This window comes from Brevibacillus sp. AG (assembly GCF_028369215.1).
GTDB lineage: Bacteria > Bacillota > Bacilli > Brevibacillales > Brevibacillaceae > Brevibacillus > Brevibacillus porteri.
Window position 1 is genome coordinate 383,890 of sequence record NZ_JAQMYO010000007.1, and the last position, 15,582, is coordinate 399,471.

The window sequence follows — 15,582 nt, forward strand, 5'->3', positions numbered from 1 at the left end:
ATCATTGTGGTAATAGAGCAATGACTTCTGGCCTATATCAAAAGTTTAGACGATTGGAAGAAAAAAGAAAACACCCCTACATAAACAAACTCCTTCTCATGTTGATCTTGAGAAGGAGTTTGTTTTAGCTGCTTGCTTCTGGGAATGTTGTTTGATTAGCTCAATGGTGTGATCAAGCAAATTTTTGCCTCCCGTGTTTCCATGTCCAGGTACAACCATTTCGGCCTGTGAATATTTTTTAATTACTTTCTGAACAGAGTCATCCCATTGTTCTACATTGGCATCTGAAAGATTTCCGAGGTCCTTAGCCTCTAATGATTTGACGAAGCATCCACCAAATAATACTTTGGATTGGGGAAGCCAAACGGTAATGTTATCACTCGAATGCCCTTCCCCAGGATAATAGGCTTCTAAGATCGTGTCGCCTACCTTTATTACGGGCTTTTCATCGAGTGTCGGATTGGACGAAGGATATCCATATTCTTTCGCTAATTTTGCCGTCAAACGTGTACTGCGTACATCTATTTTTTGATGGAGTAACGCACGGATACCTGAAATGCTGTCATCATGTGCATGTGTAATCAGCGCCAACACAACGTCTTTCTTCCAATGCTTCTTAATCAGCTGTAATAGCTCTTCCGTTTTTTGGGTGTCCCCCCATGCTGTATCAATCAGGACGATCCCTTTGGACGTAGAAACGATTAAGCCATTGTGGTCATAGGTTGTGCCATTCCATTCATTATAGGTTGTATGTAACCATACTTTGTCATTTAATTTTGATAACACAATGCTTTTCCCTGGATTGGTAATCTGAGTGGGAGATGCTGTTTCAGATTGGGCAATCGTTTGATGAGAAAACGGTGTCAGAGCAACGGCGACTGTCAGGAAAAAACTACATACAGCCTTCCCTATCCATCCTTTATGAATCTTCAAATGAATCTCACCTTTCAAACATCTAAGCGATATCCATACCGCGGAATCGTCGTAATTTGCTGCCCGTAGCGCCGAAGCTTTTTCCTTAATCGATAGACGAGCGCATTGACTTCCACTCGTCCAACATCCGGGACATTGCCCTCATGCAGCATTCGCTCTGGCCATACTGTCAGCATGATTTCTTCAAAACTAACGGCGCTGTTCGCCTTTTGGTATAGAAGCTTCAGCAAATCCATATCTTTTCCGGTCAAATGCAGTCTAGCCCCATCGAGACGAACTTCTCTTCTCTCCAAATGAAACTCCAATCCTGGCAAAAGCGACGTGTTCTTTGACTGCGTGAAAGGGAGCTCCACTGTATCATCCAGTCTATTGGCCTCTCGTAAAAAGACGAGCTCTGCTACCCCTTTTGACAAGCTTATTTGATCCCCGTGGCGCAGAATGTGAGAGGAATAATGAAGGGGCGTCCCGTTTACCTCTGTGCCATGCTTGCTTTCCAGATCGATAATCTTGTAATCATTCCCGATCCTTTGAAAGGCTGCATGCATTCTCGAAATGTACGGACTGGAAAATGTAATGTCCAGTTGAAAACCAGTTCCCCTCCGCCCGATTGTACAGCGATCCTTGTTGAGATATTTGCGTGTGGTAAATAGGTTGGGATCCCCTTTTTTTACGAGTAAGTATGCACCGTTGTCTATCATCTGGTGATCACCTCACTTGTTGATCTATTACGGTTTTACAGCCGTCAGTGCTTCAACAGCAACCTTGGTAGCTTCAGCAATGAGCGCATCATCATAAGTGGCGTCCTGCTTATCTCTGCTAGACAGCACTGCAATGACAATGGGCTTTTTATTCGGTGGCCATATGATACCGATATCGTTTCGTGTTCCGTAGCTTGCGGCTCCCGTCTTATCTCCGACCTTCCAGTCTTTAGGTACGCCCGCCCGAATCAGCTTGTCTCCCGTTGTGTTGCCTTTCAGCCACTCGATAAGAATCGTCTGCTTGTCCGACGACAGCACATCCCCTACCGTATAGGCTCTCAGGCTCGTTGCAAGTGCTTTCGGTGTGCTTGTATCGCGAATATCTTCTGGTTTAGCCTCATTCAATTCCGGCTCATAACGCTCGGACGTCGTCACACTATCGCCAATCTGTCTAAGGGCTGATTCAAAGCCTTTCGGTCCACCCAATTCTTTGAACAACAGATTTCCCGCCGTGTTGTCACTATAGCGAACCGCGGCGTCTGCAACCTCACGAAGAGTCATCCCGGTCGCTACGTGTTTTTCTGTGATGGGTGAATAAGTAACGAGATCATCCTTGGTGTAGGTGATGACTTTGTCGAGCTCTTCCAACGGCTTCTGATGCAAGACTGCACCTGCTGCTAAAGCCTTGTACGTAGAGGCAAAAGCGAATCGTTCATCTTCGCGATAAGCAACTACCACATCGGTTTCGGTGTCGATCGCATATACGCCGAGTCTCACATCAAACTTGTTTTCCAGCGCAACGAACTTTTGATCCATTGCAGATGCTGGCGTTTCCGTTTTAACGACAGGTGCTTCTGGAGAAGAGCAACCAGTGAGCGTAAGAAGTGTGAGAATAATCGTTTTCACTGTGAATCCGATCCGTTTAGATTGGTGAATTTTCATGGATGACGTACCTCTTTCTAGGAAGATAACAACGATAGATTACTCTCGTAATACCGTATTACGTTTGTAATCAACTGATTTCACGATTATATTACACGCGTAATCCACTAGTGTCAATCTCCTTTTTCTTGCTAAGGAACAGAGCTACATCCATTCTTTCTAAAAATAAAAAAGACGCCCTTTCAAGAAAACTGGATAACCGTAAATGGTTTCTCCAAGTCAGCTTGAAAGGGCGTGCTTTATTTTTTAGGAAGATCAGTCGATGTTTGTTTCGCATCCAATATGGAACGTAGCTCCTGAATCTCCTCGTCCGATAAGGATTCCTTCTGGATGAACTGTACCAGCATCGATTTTAGCGCTCCGCTGTAAATCCGCTCCAGAAAGGACTGTGCCTCGGCGTGCTGGCATTCATTTTGTGAGTACAACGGATAAAACGTATAGACTCTTAGGTTTTGATTGACTCCAACGGCATTTTTTTGAACCAAACGATTCAAAAGAGTACGTACTGTTTTTGGGTTCCAATCCGTTTGACCTTCCAAGGAGGAAATAATTTCGTTGGCTGTCAGCGGTGACCTTTCCCATAGCACATTCATCACTCGCCATTCCGCTTCTGAAATACTTGGCATGGATGTAGACATGAAGTCTCCCCCTTTCGATATTCATGACTGAAACAACAAAGGCTAGAAAAGACCTTTCGCTTTCAAAATAGACAAGGTGATTTCTGCTGCTGCAGATCCATTCGCGTCATCTTCGCTTTGTATATTTGTAGCAAAGAAGTAGGTGCCTTCCTCGTTCTCTACATATCCAACAAACCAACCGTTCACATCTTTTTGATTGACGGCGCCCGTACCTGTTTTCCCGGAAAGAATCGAACCCGCCTTTTCCGATAACCGGATGGAATCTTTCACCGTCTGGATATTGTTTTCTTGAAAACCAAACTGGTTCGTATAGAACGCTTTTAATAATTGTACCTGCTCCACCGGTGAAATCTTCAAGGAAGATTCTATCCAATATTCGCCGATTCCACCAGATGTATTGTAATTTCCGTAGTTCAATTGTTCCAGAAAAGCTTGCAATGTATCCGGAGAAATGCTCTTATCCAACTCTTTAAAGTACCAGTTCGTGGAGTATCGCATCGCGGTAAATAGATCTTGATCGTGATTCCACTGCTCATACGGATAACGGATTCCATCCCATTTTAACAGGGAGCTTTCCCTCGAAATCACATCGGTCTCCAATCCAAACAAGGTGAGAAAAATCTTGTAGGTGGAGTTCGGTGAAATTCGTTGTGTACTTCCTGCCTTGTTGTAAATCCGATACTGGTCGGCTTTCCAATCATATAAGACAAAACTACCTTCATAACCACGGAAATAGTTGTCTAAATCCTCGTAAATCGTTCGATCATCTTGAAAATGATAGCGACTGCGATCGTCAGCTAAAGCGGAACCAACAAGAACCTGACTGGCAACCAAGATGCCCATCATGGAAAAAATGAACGTACTTTTCAACTGCAACAGCTTTGATTCGGCATTATGGGATGCAATTTTCTCGATTCGTTTTTTCACTGCTTTCTTGGAACCGTTTAACTGATTGGCCAAAACGACATTTCCGGCTCGACTTTCTTTATCCAAAAACTTAATGATGGTATGACCATATTCCGGATAATTTCGCTTGTCTAAAAAGTTCAATACAGCTACATCACAAGCAATTTCACGGTCTACTCTCATTTCCCGAAAAGCCAGCCAGACCAATGGATGGAACCAATACAAAAGCTGATACACGACAGTCACGTAGTTCATGACGATATCATTGTTTTTTTTGTGCATGAGCTCATGCAAAAAGATATACTTCATTTCATTGAGCGACAGCCATTCATCAAAATGACTGGGAAGAACAACATACGTCGTAAAAACGCCAAACGTCATCGGAGATTTGACGTGCTTGGATTCTGCTAACACGATGTTCCGCGTTATTTTTACATCCTTCTTGCATTGTTCAAACAACTCGATGATTTCTTGATTGGTGATCACAGATGCTGTCCGCTTGATCTGCTGGATTTTTAACCAGGCTGATAACGTGATCGAAGCACAAATGATCATGCCGACTACCCATATGCTGACGAGAATCGTAGGAAAGGAGTCGGGTGTATAGCGATTTACGGACAACGTTAAATCCTGTACCCAATTCGCATTTTCAAACACAGGAGCTTTCGTAGCGAGCATCGAGCTGCCAGCTTCATTGCGCTGATTCATCCCTGAAACAAAAACATTTCCAAAATCAAAAAAGTAATTCGGGATAAAAACTGGCGTCAAAGCGACCAGCAAGAGAAACCACAAATTGTACTGCCATCTAGCCGACATCTGTGAGCGAAATACTTTTCGAATCAAGAAAATAAGTGCGATCGTACAGGAAGAAACGATCAAGCTAATCACCACATGATTGACGAACATGCTACCTGTCTCCCTCCCTTCTTACATAGGGCAATCTAGATAAAAATAGAATCCGTATCAATTTTCCAGAGCAACAGGAACGCTCTTCAACCTGACAGGATTCTTTCACGTCGATTAGCACAATTAGCTTCATTATGTCAAAAACGAGATCACGATACAAGCTATCGTCGATTGGAAGAAAAAAGAAAACACCTTCTTCAAAAATGGTAAGAAGGTGTTTTTGAACCTGATTTAGTTTATTTTCAAAACATCGTGATCGACGTAACGCTCGCCATTCAGTTCGCTGATGACATTGATTGCAACCTTGGCGCCATCACCAGATGTAATAATCGTATGTACGCTTACTCCCGCGCACGTACCTGCTGCCCATATTCCTTCGATGTTCGTCTTTCCTTGTGCATCGACATCGACAACGGTTTTAATCCGTGGCTCTGTACCTTCTTTGGTTTTTACCCCAATCGCTTCTGCCAAAGTCACGAGCGCTCCCGTTGCAAGAATCACATGTTTAGCCTCGAAGCTGCCTTTTTCCGCTGTCTCTACGAGTAAGCCTTGCTCTGTTTTGGTAATGTTGCTTACTTGGTCGGCTACCAGCTCCGCACCGAATTTCGCTGCTTGCTTTTTACCGATCTCAATGAGGTCTGGGCCTGAGATTTCCATGATGCCGTAGTGATTTTCCATCCACGCGCGCTTGGTCATGCTTTTGTCATTATCAATCAGTAACGTCTTCTTACCTGCTTTTGCAGCAAACAACGCTGCACTTCCTCCTGCCGGGCCTGCTCCAATAATTACGATATCAAGCAAAGAAATCTCTCCCTTCCAAAATAACTTTCACAACATAATTATATACTAAGTATGATAAATATGACAATATCTTTTAACTAGTTTATCCAGTGATTTTTAGCTTCGAACAAAATATTCAAAAAGCAATTGATATAATCATAAATTTATATTATCTTATCAATTGGTAAATATTTGAAATAGGAGGATTAAAATGATTGATTTTATCAAAAAAGGAAAAAAGTTGTTTTTAACCTCTCTTGCCTCAATGATGCTATTCAGCACTGTTCTAACATCTAGTTTTGCTGCAGAGACTGATGTATTAACCAAATCATCCGTGAATGAAATGCTTCAATACGAATTTTCAAGTGAAGTCATGTCAGTAGACAAAGATGATCTTGAAAAATCACTTACCGATACTTTCGACAACCTGGACCTTGTTCTAAAAGGTATGAAATCCGAGAGGAATCTTCAAGAAGCATTCTTAGAAAAGACTTCACTTGAAGATGATGTGAAAAGGGATTTGGAGGAGTATTTTTCCACCAGTCAAGATGATGAAAAAGAGCTGAACAATTTAATTCGTGATGTAAAAGACCAAATAGCTGAAAATCATTCGGTATTGCCCGAAATAACAGAAGTCCTGCTGTTGCAAAGTAACTCAAGCATTAAAAGCGAAGATAAAGTTCAAGCTACTATATTACCTATTCTCCTAAGACTGGCTCTTAAAGAAGCGGTTAAGAAAAAAATGGGGAAGAAAATAAAAAGAATGGCCTATGACGAATTTGAAGAAAGAATAGAGCCTGAGATATGGGCAGAAGTTGATGCGTTGCACGAACAATATAATGGAGATATTGATTATGACGGCCCAGAAGATAAAAGTGAATTAAATGGCATTAACCAAGGAGAAAAGGTTTTCAATATTATTCACAAGAGGACAAATAAACACTTATTGAGATTTCATATGAAAAGAGTGGACAAAGGTAGAAGCATTGACTTCCATTGGCATAAAAAGGATGATAATTTCGAGTGGCATCATGGCCAAACTAAAATTACGAAAAGTAATCAATACCCAGAACATTGGGGAGAGGATTAATGGACAGGAAATCGAGTTAACACGATTTTCTCTTCTTCATGAAGGAGTGAGTGACAATCGATCTGCAAATAGGCTTCGTGATTGGAAAAAAATTAAATATCGAAAAAATTGAAGAGATTTTATACACCTATGAAAACAAACAAGCTGCATCTTGTAAGGTCGTATTAGACTATATGGAGATGGACCCAGATATTTTTTTAAGTCGTCCCTTTTCTTCCACAGAACAGGTACTCGTTAAAGATCCCGATCTCCTAGAAGCTGAACTCTCCCAGTCATATGATTTTGTATGGGTTGAAGTACTAGGCGGTATTGAGAGACATGGGCATCCTTCCGTTACTATCTCTGATATAGAATATGAAGGGAAGCTCATCCATGCGATAGACAATAGAGTGCTAATCTTTTTACGTGATATCATTATTGACAATCACGGAAGAGAACTGCTTGAGAAAATCTGCCATGTTCCCAAACCATTACAATGGCTCGTCCTACCAAAAAAGGACGGCAAAACTCCACCCCCAGACTATATTCTTGACGAGATGGAGCAATGGGTTCGCAAGTTGATTGCATATGAGGTAGATTAATAAATAGGGAAAGGGCTATCTCAAACGTCGTGTAAACTGACAATGAGATAGCCCTTTGCTTTACGAAGGTCGTGTAATCCAGAAGCGGCGAATGACCAATCCCTCCTCGTCTGTACATTCCGACTCAAAGACGCCCCCGTTCTTCCGAATCGTTTTTTCGGATCCTACATTATCATAATCACAAATCACCAATACTTCGTTTATCCCCAGCTCGTTCGTGATGTTTAGGGCTTGCGCTAAAATTTCCGTCGCATATCCTTTGCGTCTCTCGGAAGGCCGGATTCCGTATCCGATGTGCCCGCTGTATTTTCGTAAACGCTCGTTGAGACGATGCCGAATGTTCACCGCCCCCACTATGCGCCGCTCCTCGTTCATGAGCCAATACGTCGAATGGGGAACATAGCCATCTGAAAGATTTTCCTCGCTGCTCTCACTCTCCAGAAATTCCAGATACGCAGGAAAATCATAGGGCTCCCGATCCACCACCCACGGTACGATAGGCTCTCCACTTTCTTTCCACTCTTCGTAAAAGGAAATATACTCTGCTTGAAGTTCTGCACAAGGCTTCGTTACATACAGTTGCCCAGCCATCACCTTCACTCCCCTTGCCGTAAAATTCTTTCTATTATAGCTGCAAGAAGAGAGTGATACCAGCTAAACAATTTTCTACCTTCTTGAATTACTTCCATTGGTTGACTAAAAGCCGCGTAGGAAGAAGCGTAGACTGGATATGCGCTTCTTCCCACAGCTACAAATCATAAACAAAAAAACGCGGCACAAGCATCGAATCGCTTGTGCCACGCTCTTAACTGATTAATATTTGTTAAACAACATGATCCAGAGGGAACCTGCAACGATTGTAAATACAATCACAAGTCCAAGAATCAATGTCTGTACGTTGTAGCGCGGTTTTTCTCCTTCGCGGATGTGCATGAAGAAGACCAACTGAATTACGAACTGCAAGACCGCCATTACCAAGATCGCGATCATGGTCGCCGTTTTACTCAAAATCGAGTTCATGACCAGCACGAGTGGGATAATGGTGAGCACGATCGACAGGATAAAACCGATTACGTACTCTTTCATCGATCCGTGACTATGATGTCCGCCATGGTTTTGATGTTGTGCCACCTTACATCACCCCCATCAAGTAAACGACTGTGAAGAGGAAGATCCACACAACGTCAAGGAAGTGCCAGTACAAGCTAAAGTTGGTAATTTTGCGGCGAGTAACCGCAGAGATTCCACGACGCTTCAGCTGCATGATCAACGCAGTCATCCAGAACAGACCAAGCGTTACGTGCAATCCGTGCGTACCAACCAGTGTGTAGAAAGCGGACCAGTAGCCGCTAGTCGCCATGGTTGCGCCTTCGCTCATCAAGTGCATAAACTCAGTAACTTCCAACACTACGAAAGACAATCCCAAAAGACCAGTTACAGCCAGCCAAGCAATCAGCTGCTTAACGTTGCCTTTGTTCATCGCCAGAACAGCGAGACCGCTGGTAAAGCTACTTGTCAACAAGATAAAGGTTGAAGCAATAACACCTGGCAGCTGGAACAATTCCTGTCCAGTTGGTCCGCCAGCAAAGCTATTCATCATTACCGCATATGTTGCAAACAATGTACCGAACAGCACGCAGTCTGTAACAACGAAAATCCAAAAACCAAGAACCTTTAATTGTTCATGCTCTTCATGATGGTCGTGGTCGTGGCCGTGACCATGGTCATGATGCTGCGCCATCGTTACACCACCCTCCCCAGTGAAGCCTCAGTGCGACGCACTTCCTCCACCGGTACGTAATAATCCGTGTCGTATTGGAAGGAGCGTGCCCACATGCATGCGAATACTCCAATGAATCCAATGACGGCCATCCAAACCCAACCAAACGTGAAACCAAAACCTACCAAGAACCAGAAGTTCGCCATGATAAACGGAATTCCAGAGTTCTTCGGCATATGAATCGGCTCAAGTTTCGCCGGTTGTTCTTTATAGGTGCCATTTGCTTTTGCTTCTTTTGTTGCCCACCAGTCATCCATTTCTTTCACTTGTGGTACAACAGCAAAGTTGTAGAACGGTGCAGGTGACGGAATCGACCACTCCAGCGTACGACCATTCCATGGATCGCCTGTCGTGTCGCGCTCACCATTCTTGATGCTGTAAGCGATTTGCCATACTTGGAAGATGAAACCGATACCCATCATGAATGCCCCAACAGTGGATACGAGGTTCATATCTGCCCAGCCGCGGTCCCAACCGTACGTGTAGTAACGGCGAGTCATACCCATGAAACCGAGCGCGTATTGCGGCATAAAGCACACGTAGAAACCAATATTCCAGAACCAGAAGCCCCATTTGCCCAGCTTCTCGTCGAGCTTGAAGCCGAACAGTTTTGGCCACCAGTAGTAAATACCAGCCAAGTAACCGAATACTACCCCACCGATCAACACTTGGTGGAAGTGGGCAACCAAGAAGTAACTGTTGTGATACTGATAGTCTGCTGGAGCTACTGCCAGCATTACCCCTGTCGCTCCACCAATAACGAAGCACGGGATAAAGGCAATGGTCCACAGCATTGGTTGTTTAAAGGATATCCGACCACGGTACATTGTAAACAGCCAGTTAAAGACCTTAACCCCGGTCGGGATACCAACAACCATCGTTGATATCGCAAAGAAGGCGATAACACTTGCGCTCGTACCCATTGTGAAGAAGTGGTGAGCCCATGTAAAGAACGATACAACGGCAATGATCATCATCGCCCAAACCATTGATTTGTAGCCGAAAATCTTTTTGCGTGAGAACGTAGCCACGATTTCAGAGAAGATACCGAAAGCTGGTACTACTACGATATATACCTCAGGGTGACCCCACATCCAGATGAGGTTGAGGTACATCATCGGATTACCGCCGCCGTCCATCGTGAAGAAGTGAGCACCTGCAAAACGGTCAAGGAACAACAGTGCAAGTGTTACAGTCAAGATTGGGAAAGCGAAGATAATCATAATGCAGCTGGACAATACGGACCAGCTAAACAATGGCATTTTGGAAAGCTTCATGCCAGGTGCACGCATCTTGAGAATCGTTACGATAAAGTTAATCCCTGTCGCCAAACTACCGATACCGGAGATTTGAATCCCCCATATATAGAAGTTCTGACCTGGTCCAGGGCTGAATTCATTTTGTGACAATGGCGGGTAAGACAACCAACCAGCGTCCGGGGAGCCCCCGATTACGAACGAAATGTTGAACAGCATCGCACCGAGCATAAACAGCCAGAAGCTGAGTGCGTTCAAGAACGGATACGCTACATCTCGAGCACCGAGCTGAAGCGGTACTACCATGTTGAACAAGGCAAACATCATCGGCATCGCCATGAACAAAATCATGATCGTACCGTGAGTCGTAAAGATGGCATTATAGTGATCCGAGTTCAGGAACTCTACGTTCGGGAATGCCAGTTGCAAACGCATCAGCAGGGCGTCAACCCCACCGCGGAACAGCATCAGAAGCGATGCGATCAAATACATAATACCAATACGCTTATGGTCAACTGTAGTCAACCATTCACGCCATAGCCAACCCCATTTTTTATACTTAGTCAGAACGAATACGATCGCAACCATGGATAGTACAATCGATACGTCCGCACCGTAAATCAGCGGGTCACCTGTTACAAAGAACGTGGATGCAAAATCCTTAATGTTCTCCCACACGTGGTATTCCTCCTCCCTCTCGCCTAGTGGTTCATACTGGAATGATTCATTCCAGGCATGTTGTGCGATTCAGTTTTTTGCTGCGTATTTTGCGAAGCCTCATTAGAAGACTTGTCACCTGCAGGCGCAGGAAGTTTCTCCATCACATAGTCCATATCGTGACCATGGCCATATTTCGCAACGATCTCTTCAAACATACCTTCTGGGAATGCAGAATACGTAAACTTATCTGTCACGCCAGGCTTGCGAAGTTCTTCATAATCTGCCTTCGTCATAGCTGGAGTCGTACCTTTTACTTCTTTAACCCACTTATCGAACTCTTCTTTCGGTTTTGCCACTACATTAAACTGCATTTTGGCGAAGCCTTCACCAGAGAAGTTGGAGCTAAATCCAGCGAATGTACCTGGTTCATCTGCTTGCAGATACAGCTCGGTAGCCATTCCCGCCATCGCATAAATCTGTCCACCCAATTCTGGAACCCAGAAAGAGTTCATCGGTGCATCAGCAGATACCTGGAAACGAATCGGTACGCCTGCTGGAATCTCCAGATGGTTAACAGTTGCGATATTTTGTTCTGGATACGTAAACATCCATTTCCAGTCCAAAGCCGTAACCTGAATGGTCATAGGGGCAACTTCTTTATTCGGGTTCTCTTTTAACAAATAAATATCACGGACAGTAAAGTAACCCAGCAATGCAACGATAACGATAGGAATAATCCACCAAATTACCTCTAGGGTTGTACTGTGTGCCCACTCCGGCTTATAACTTGCTTTATTGCCCGGTGTATCCCGATAGCGGTATACAATGAAAGCGGTAAGCGCAATAACCGGAACGATAATGACAGCGACCAATATCGTGGAAATAATAATGAGATTGTACTGCGTTTCTGCTACAGGTCCTTTTGGATTCAAGACGAGGTATTCGCTACCACAGCCTGTCAGCAGAACGGTGCCCAACACTGCCAAGATCCAAAACTGGATATGCCTCAGCATTTTTCCTCCGCTCATTCTCCTAATCCCTCCTAGTCACAAACAACAAGCATGTAATACTTTGAGAGCGCAGTTCTTTTCAGGTGAACTTAGCCTCACATATGTCGAATAGTGCAGTCACTCTCTACGGAGAGATCTCGAACGAGGTTTTGGAAAACCTTCTTTTTTAACGTGCATTCACACTTTTCGAGAGTTCCTCACAATAGAGGTTTTTTAACACAAGTGAACTTCACTATTTGCCGCATATACATACTATCAGAGTCAGCGAGCTTTTGTACTCGTTTTTAACGACGTTCAATATTTCGTAGCTTTTCTGTTACAAAGTGTTCACATAGCAGTCACGAGTTGATCATATTCTTGTTAGGATTCTCCTCTAATGAAGTCCAGCACCCATTTTTGGTCATCTCACCCAATCCTGAATGTCAAGTTTTCTTTTCACTTTTAATAAAAAAATCAAAAAAACGCCAGCGCATTTGGCTGACGGTAAAATTCCATATAAATAAAAAAACCTCTCATTAATAATGAAGAAAATGAGAGGTTCTCTGCGGGACTATTTTTATCTTGTTAGGCGTCCGTTCTTTTTAGTGTCATTAAGCGAAACACCGTGCTCATAATGAAGATATTCATGCCTGCGATCAAAAATCCGATCGACACCATCAACGGCAAGTTCTGCGATCTGAAATCGCTTGCAGTGAAAGCCATAATAGCAGCACCGACAAATAGTACTGTCCAAGCCATCCATCTTAATACATCTGCTGCTTTTCGATCGTTATTCATAACACAAAACCCCTATCATCATAGATTTTTTGCGTGACCGTTTTTGTTTGATGCTCTTATTGTAACATAATATTCACTTGTTGTTCATATTTTGTTCATTTTTTTATAAAAAAATTGTCAAAACTTTTTTCATAAACCTATTGGCTGTCGCATTGTTACATTTTTACTTTGTGTCACAAATGTGAAAGCGTTATTGTTATAATGAATGGAGTAAACGGTTTCATACATTCCTAACATCTTGAACTGTCATCGAAGGTGGTTTGCCCATGGTTCATACACGCAAAAAAGCCCGCATCAGCCTCTTAACCCAAATGGTTCTGCTCATTTCCATCGTTGTCCTGATCAGTATGGGGATAGGAAATGCCTTATTTTCCTTCATATTAGATGACATTTTGGATCGTTATATTGGACAGCAAGCCATGACGGTCGCCAAGCTATCTGCCATGGACGAACGCATTATTGCAGCTTTTGAAACGGATGACCCTTCCAAGACAATTCAACCGATAGCCGAAACCATTCGGATGGAAACGGGCGCCAGCTATGTCGTGATTGGAAACAAGGACGGAATTCGGTACTCTCACTACGACCCAAAGCAGATTGGATTACCGATGGGAACCAGCAATGACCCCGTATTCTTAGAAAATCGCTCGGTCATTTATCGGGGGACAGGCATTTCAGGTCCAGCCATCAAAGCAAAAGCACCGATCGTCAACAAGCAAGGGGAAACAATCGGTGTCTCCTCTGTCGGCTATGTGATGAGTGATGTAGAGAAAAAGGTCGCGGAATACAAGGAAAGGGTCGTTGCCTTATCCCTGGTGCTGCTGGTTATCGGAATTATTGGCGCGATTATCATTGCCCGACGAGTCAAGCGATTGATCTTTGGTCTGGAGCCAGAAGAAATCTCATTTTTGTTTACGGAAAAAGCAGCTATTCTTGAATCGATTCGCGATGCTACGGTAGCAGTCGATATGCAAGGGCGTGTCGTCTCGATGAATAAACGCGCACGTTCCCTCCTCCAAGAAGATTTGACCGTAGGCAAATCGATCGCTAGCCCGCAATTGCGCGACATCATTCATTCTGTCAATCGAAATACACAAGAAATGAACTACAAAATTTTGCTGGGGCATGAAATTTTTATAACCGACTACTCTCCTATTTTGAGCAATAATGAAATCAGAGGCGTGGTCTTCACATTTCGTCCAGAGTCTGAAATCGAGCAGCTCACCGAAGAAATTACAAAAATCAGTTCCTTTTCGGACAATATGCGTGCACAAAATCACGAATATTTAAATCGTTTGAACACCATTTACGGTCTCCTCAAGCTAAAGGAGTACGACAAAGCAATCGAACTCATCACCGATGAAGTAAAGGAACGGCAAGATATTCTCGCCTTTATTATGAGTTCAGTCAAAGAGCCCTTCATCGCAGCTTGTCTGCTAGGGAAAATCAATCGCTCCAAAGAGCTGAAGGTACTACTCGAAATTGATCAGGACAGCTATTTGGGAAATGTACCTGACAGCTTGGATACAAAGGTATTGGTCACTATTCTCGGCAATTTGATCGACAACGCGATGGAAGCTGCCCTCGAATACAAAGGCTCTGACGCAATGGTCCACGTATCCTTTACTGATTTAGGTGGCGATATTATTTTTGACATCGAAGACAATGGACATGGGGTATCAAAAGAATTGGAGCCCCGCATCTTTGAAAGCGGTGTCACTACGAAATCAGGTGAAAATCGAGGACTCGGTTTGGCTATTGTGAAAAACGCCATCGAGGTGTTAGAGGGGCAAATTTCACTCGGAAAAAGTGACCTTGGCGGAGCGCGTTTCACCGTCGTCGTCCCCAAGAAATGGGACGAAGTAAGTAGAGAGGAGGCAATCCACCATGTCTGAGAAACCCATTACCGTCATGATCGTGGAAGATGACGAAATTGCAGCTAGAATCTATGAACAATTCACAAGTAAACTGGAAGGATTCCAGATTATTGCCACGGCCACGACTGGAAAACAGGCATTGGAGATGCTTCACGTCGTTACGCCGGATGTTCTGCTCTTGGATATTTATTTGCCAGATATGAACGGGATTGACCTGTTGCGTGAAGTACGGAATCATTTTCGCGGGATCGATGTCGTCATGATCACAGCCGCAAACGATGTGGAAACCGTGAGAGAAGCGATACGTGGCGGGGCATACAGCTACATCATCAAGCCGATTATGATCGATAAATTCATGTCTACCTTGGAGCAATATGCAAATACGAGACGTCAGCTGCAGCAGCATACAACCATTGATCAAACAGCAGTGGACAAGCTGTTTACAAAAGCCGCACACACTCCTGCTACCAAAACTGTTGAGACTGTCACTACACTCCCGAAAGGCATCGACAAGCTGACGTTAAAGCTGATCCGGGACAAGATGCAGGAGACCACTCAAAGCATGAATGCCGATGATTTGGCTGCACTTGCTGGCATGAGCCATTCGACGGTGCGCAGATACCTCGAATTTCTCGTCTCTATTAATGAAGTGACTGTCGAGACGTTCTATGGAACCGTCGGGCGTCCGGAACGAAAATACCGCTGGGTACCGCAAAAAACGGCCAAATAATGCCTGATGGCAAAAAGA

General features: G+C 43.9%; 16 protein-coding genes. 4 read left to right on the plus strand and 12 right to left on the minus strand.

Annotated features, from left to right (window positions below):
• Window positions 1-96: 96 nt before the first annotated feature.
• From bla to POF51_RS20620, 6 genes are all read right to left on the minus strand, one after another.
• Window positions 97-933 (minus strand): subclass B1 metallo-beta-lactamase, encoded by an 837-nt coding sequence (gene bla, locus POF51_RS20595; protein ID WP_271756000.1) that lies wholly within the window; start codon window positions 931-933, stop codon window positions 97-99.
• A 14-nt stretch (window positions 934-947) separates the two neighbouring features.
• Window positions 948-1,631, minus strand: coding sequence for an FHA domain-containing protein (locus POF51_RS20600; protein WP_069846365.1), 684 nt, complete (start codon window positions 1,629-1,631; stop codon window positions 948-950).
• Between the two features lie 27 nt (window positions 1,632-1,658).
• Window positions 1,659-2,573, minus strand: a complete 915-nt coding sequence (gene blaBBI / locus POF51_RS20605) for a BBI family class A beta-lactamase (RefSeq protein ID WP_271756001.1) — start codon at window positions 2,571-2,573, stop codon at window positions 1,659-1,661.
• 239 nt (window positions 2,574-2,812) lie between these two features.
• Window positions 2,813-3,211, minus strand: a complete 399-nt coding sequence (blaI, locus tag POF51_RS20610) for a penicillinase repressor BlaI (RefSeq protein WP_271756002.1) — start codon at window positions 3,209-3,211, stop codon at window positions 2,813-2,815.
• A gap of 42 nt (window positions 3,212-3,253) precedes the next feature.
• Complete coding sequence (locus tag POF51_RS20615; protein WP_271756003.1) at window positions 3,254-5,023, minus strand: BlaR1 family beta-lactam sensor/signal transducer; 1,770 nt, start codon at window positions 5,021-5,023, stop codon at window positions 3,254-3,256.
• A gap of 231 nt (window positions 5,024-5,254) precedes the next feature.
• Window positions 5,255-5,824 (minus strand): FAD-dependent oxidoreductase, encoded by a 570-nt coding sequence (locus POF51_RS20620; protein WP_271756004.1) that lies wholly within the window; start codon window positions 5,822-5,824, stop codon window positions 5,255-5,257.
• A gap of 190 nt (window positions 5,825-6,014) precedes the next feature.
• On the opposite strand from POF51_RS20620, the gene POF51_RS20625 reads away from it, so the two are divergent.
• Together POF51_RS20625 and POF51_RS20630 are read left to right on the plus strand one after the other, a co-directional pair.
• Window positions 6,015-6,893 carry a YpjP family protein gene (locus POF51_RS20625; RefSeq protein ID WP_069846377.1) on the plus strand — a complete coding sequence of 293 codons (879 nt, stop codon included), beginning with the start codon at window positions 6,015-6,017 and terminating at the stop codon, window positions 6,891-6,893.
• A gap of 50 nt (window positions 6,894-6,943) precedes the next feature.
• Complete coding sequence (locus POF51_RS20630) at window positions 6,944-7,474, plus strand: hypothetical protein (protein WP_069846379.1); 531 nt, start codon at window positions 6,944-6,946, stop codon at window positions 7,472-7,474.
• Between the two features lie 60 nt (window positions 7,475-7,534).
• Here POF51_RS20630 and POF51_RS20635 read toward each other — a convergent pair whose 3' ends face one another.
• From POF51_RS20635 to POF51_RS20660, 6 genes are all read right to left on the minus strand, one after another.
• Window positions 7,535-8,065, minus strand: a complete 531-nt coding sequence (locus tag POF51_RS20635) for a GNAT family N-acetyltransferase (protein ID WP_069846381.1) — start codon at window positions 8,063-8,065, stop codon at window positions 7,535-7,537.
• Between the two features lie 222 nt (window positions 8,066-8,287).
• Entirely contained in the window at window positions 8,288-8,605 is a 318-nt protein-coding gene (gene cyoD / locus POF51_RS20640) for a cytochrome o ubiquinol oxidase subunit IV (protein ID WP_069846383.1), read from the minus strand.
• A gap of 1 nt (window position 8,606) precedes the next feature.
• A complete protein-coding gene (cyoC, locus tag POF51_RS20645) occupies window positions 8,607-9,215 on the minus strand; it encodes a cytochrome o ubiquinol oxidase subunit III (protein ID WP_069846385.1) in 609 nt (202 codons plus the stop codon).
• Between the two features lie 2 nt (window positions 9,216-9,217).
• A complete protein-coding gene (locus POF51_RS20650) occupies window positions 9,218-11,188 on the minus strand; it encodes a cbb3-type cytochrome c oxidase subunit I (RefSeq protein ID WP_017247321.1) in 1,971 nt (656 codons plus the stop codon).
• Window positions 11,189-11,211: 23 nt separating this feature from the next.
• Window positions 11,212-12,198, minus strand: a complete 987-nt coding sequence (qoxA, locus tag POF51_RS20655) for a cytochrome aa3 quinol oxidase subunit II (protein WP_069846388.1) — start codon at window positions 12,196-12,198, stop codon at window positions 11,212-11,214.
• A 546-nt stretch (window positions 12,199-12,744) separates the two neighbouring features.
• Complete coding sequence (locus POF51_RS20660) at window positions 12,745-12,957, minus strand: hypothetical protein (RefSeq protein WP_069846390.1); 213 nt, start codon at window positions 12,955-12,957, stop codon at window positions 12,745-12,747.
• A gap of 266 nt (window positions 12,958-13,223) precedes the next feature.
• Between POF51_RS20660 and POF51_RS20665 the strand changes: the two genes are divergently transcribed.
• Window positions 13,224-14,852, plus strand: a complete 1,629-nt coding sequence (locus POF51_RS20665; protein WP_069846393.1) for an ATP-binding protein — start codon at window positions 13,224-13,226, stop codon at window positions 14,850-14,852.
• The gene (locus POF51_RS20670; RefSeq protein WP_174225361.1) at window positions 14,845-15,564 is read left to right on the plus strand and encodes a response regulator; all 720 of its coding nucleotides are present in this window, start codon (window positions 14,845-14,847) and stop codon (window positions 15,562-15,564) included. Before POF51_RS20665 ends, POF51_RS20670 begins: the two co-directional genes overlap by 8 nt.
• The last annotated feature ends 18 nt before the right edge of the window (window positions 15,565-15,582 follow it).

Excerpts from the sequence above, each read along its gene's own strand:
- POF51_RS20600 (WP_069846365.1), bottom strand. The coding sequence starts at position 1,631 with ATGATAGACAACGGTGCATACTTACTCGTAAAAAAAGGGGATCCCAAC.
- POF51_RS20665 (WP_069846393.1), top strand. The coding sequence starts at position 13,224 with ATGGTTCATACACGCAAAAAAGCCCGCATCAGCCTCTTAACCCAAATG.
- POF51_RS20670 (WP_174225361.1), top strand. The coding sequence starts at position 14,845 with ATGTCTGAGAAACCCATTACCGTCATGATCGTGGAAGATGACGAAATT.
- POF51_RS20615 (WP_271756003.1), bottom strand. The coding sequence starts at position 5,023 with ATGTTCGTCAATCATGTGGTGATTAGCTTGATCGTTTCTTCCTGTACG.
- blaI (WP_271756002.1), bottom strand. The coding sequence starts at position 3,211 with ATGTCTACATCCATGCCAAGTATTTCAGAAGCGGAATGGCGAGTGATG.
- blaBBI (WP_271756001.1), bottom strand. The coding sequence starts at position 2,573 with ATGAAAATTCACCAATCTAAACGGATCGGATTCACAGTGAAAACGATT.
- qoxA (WP_069846388.1), bottom strand. The coding sequence starts at position 12,198 with ATGAGCGGAGGAAAAATGCTGAGGCATATCCAGTTTTGGATCTTGGCA.
- POF51_RS20625 (WP_069846377.1), top strand. The coding sequence starts at position 6,015 with ATGATTGATTTTATCAAAAAAGGAAAAAAGTTGTTTTTAACCTCTCTT.
- POF51_RS20660 (WP_069846390.1), bottom strand. The coding sequence starts at position 12,957 with ATGAATAACGATCGAAAAGCAGCAGATGTATTAAGATGGATGGCTTGG.
- POF51_RS20635 (WP_069846381.1), bottom strand. The coding sequence starts at position 8,065 with ATGGCTGGGCAACTGTATGTAACGAAGCCTTGTGCAGAACTTCAAGCA.
- cyoC (WP_069846385.1), bottom strand. The coding sequence starts at position 9,215 with ATGGCGCAGCATCATGACCATGGTCACGGCCACGACCACGACCATCAT.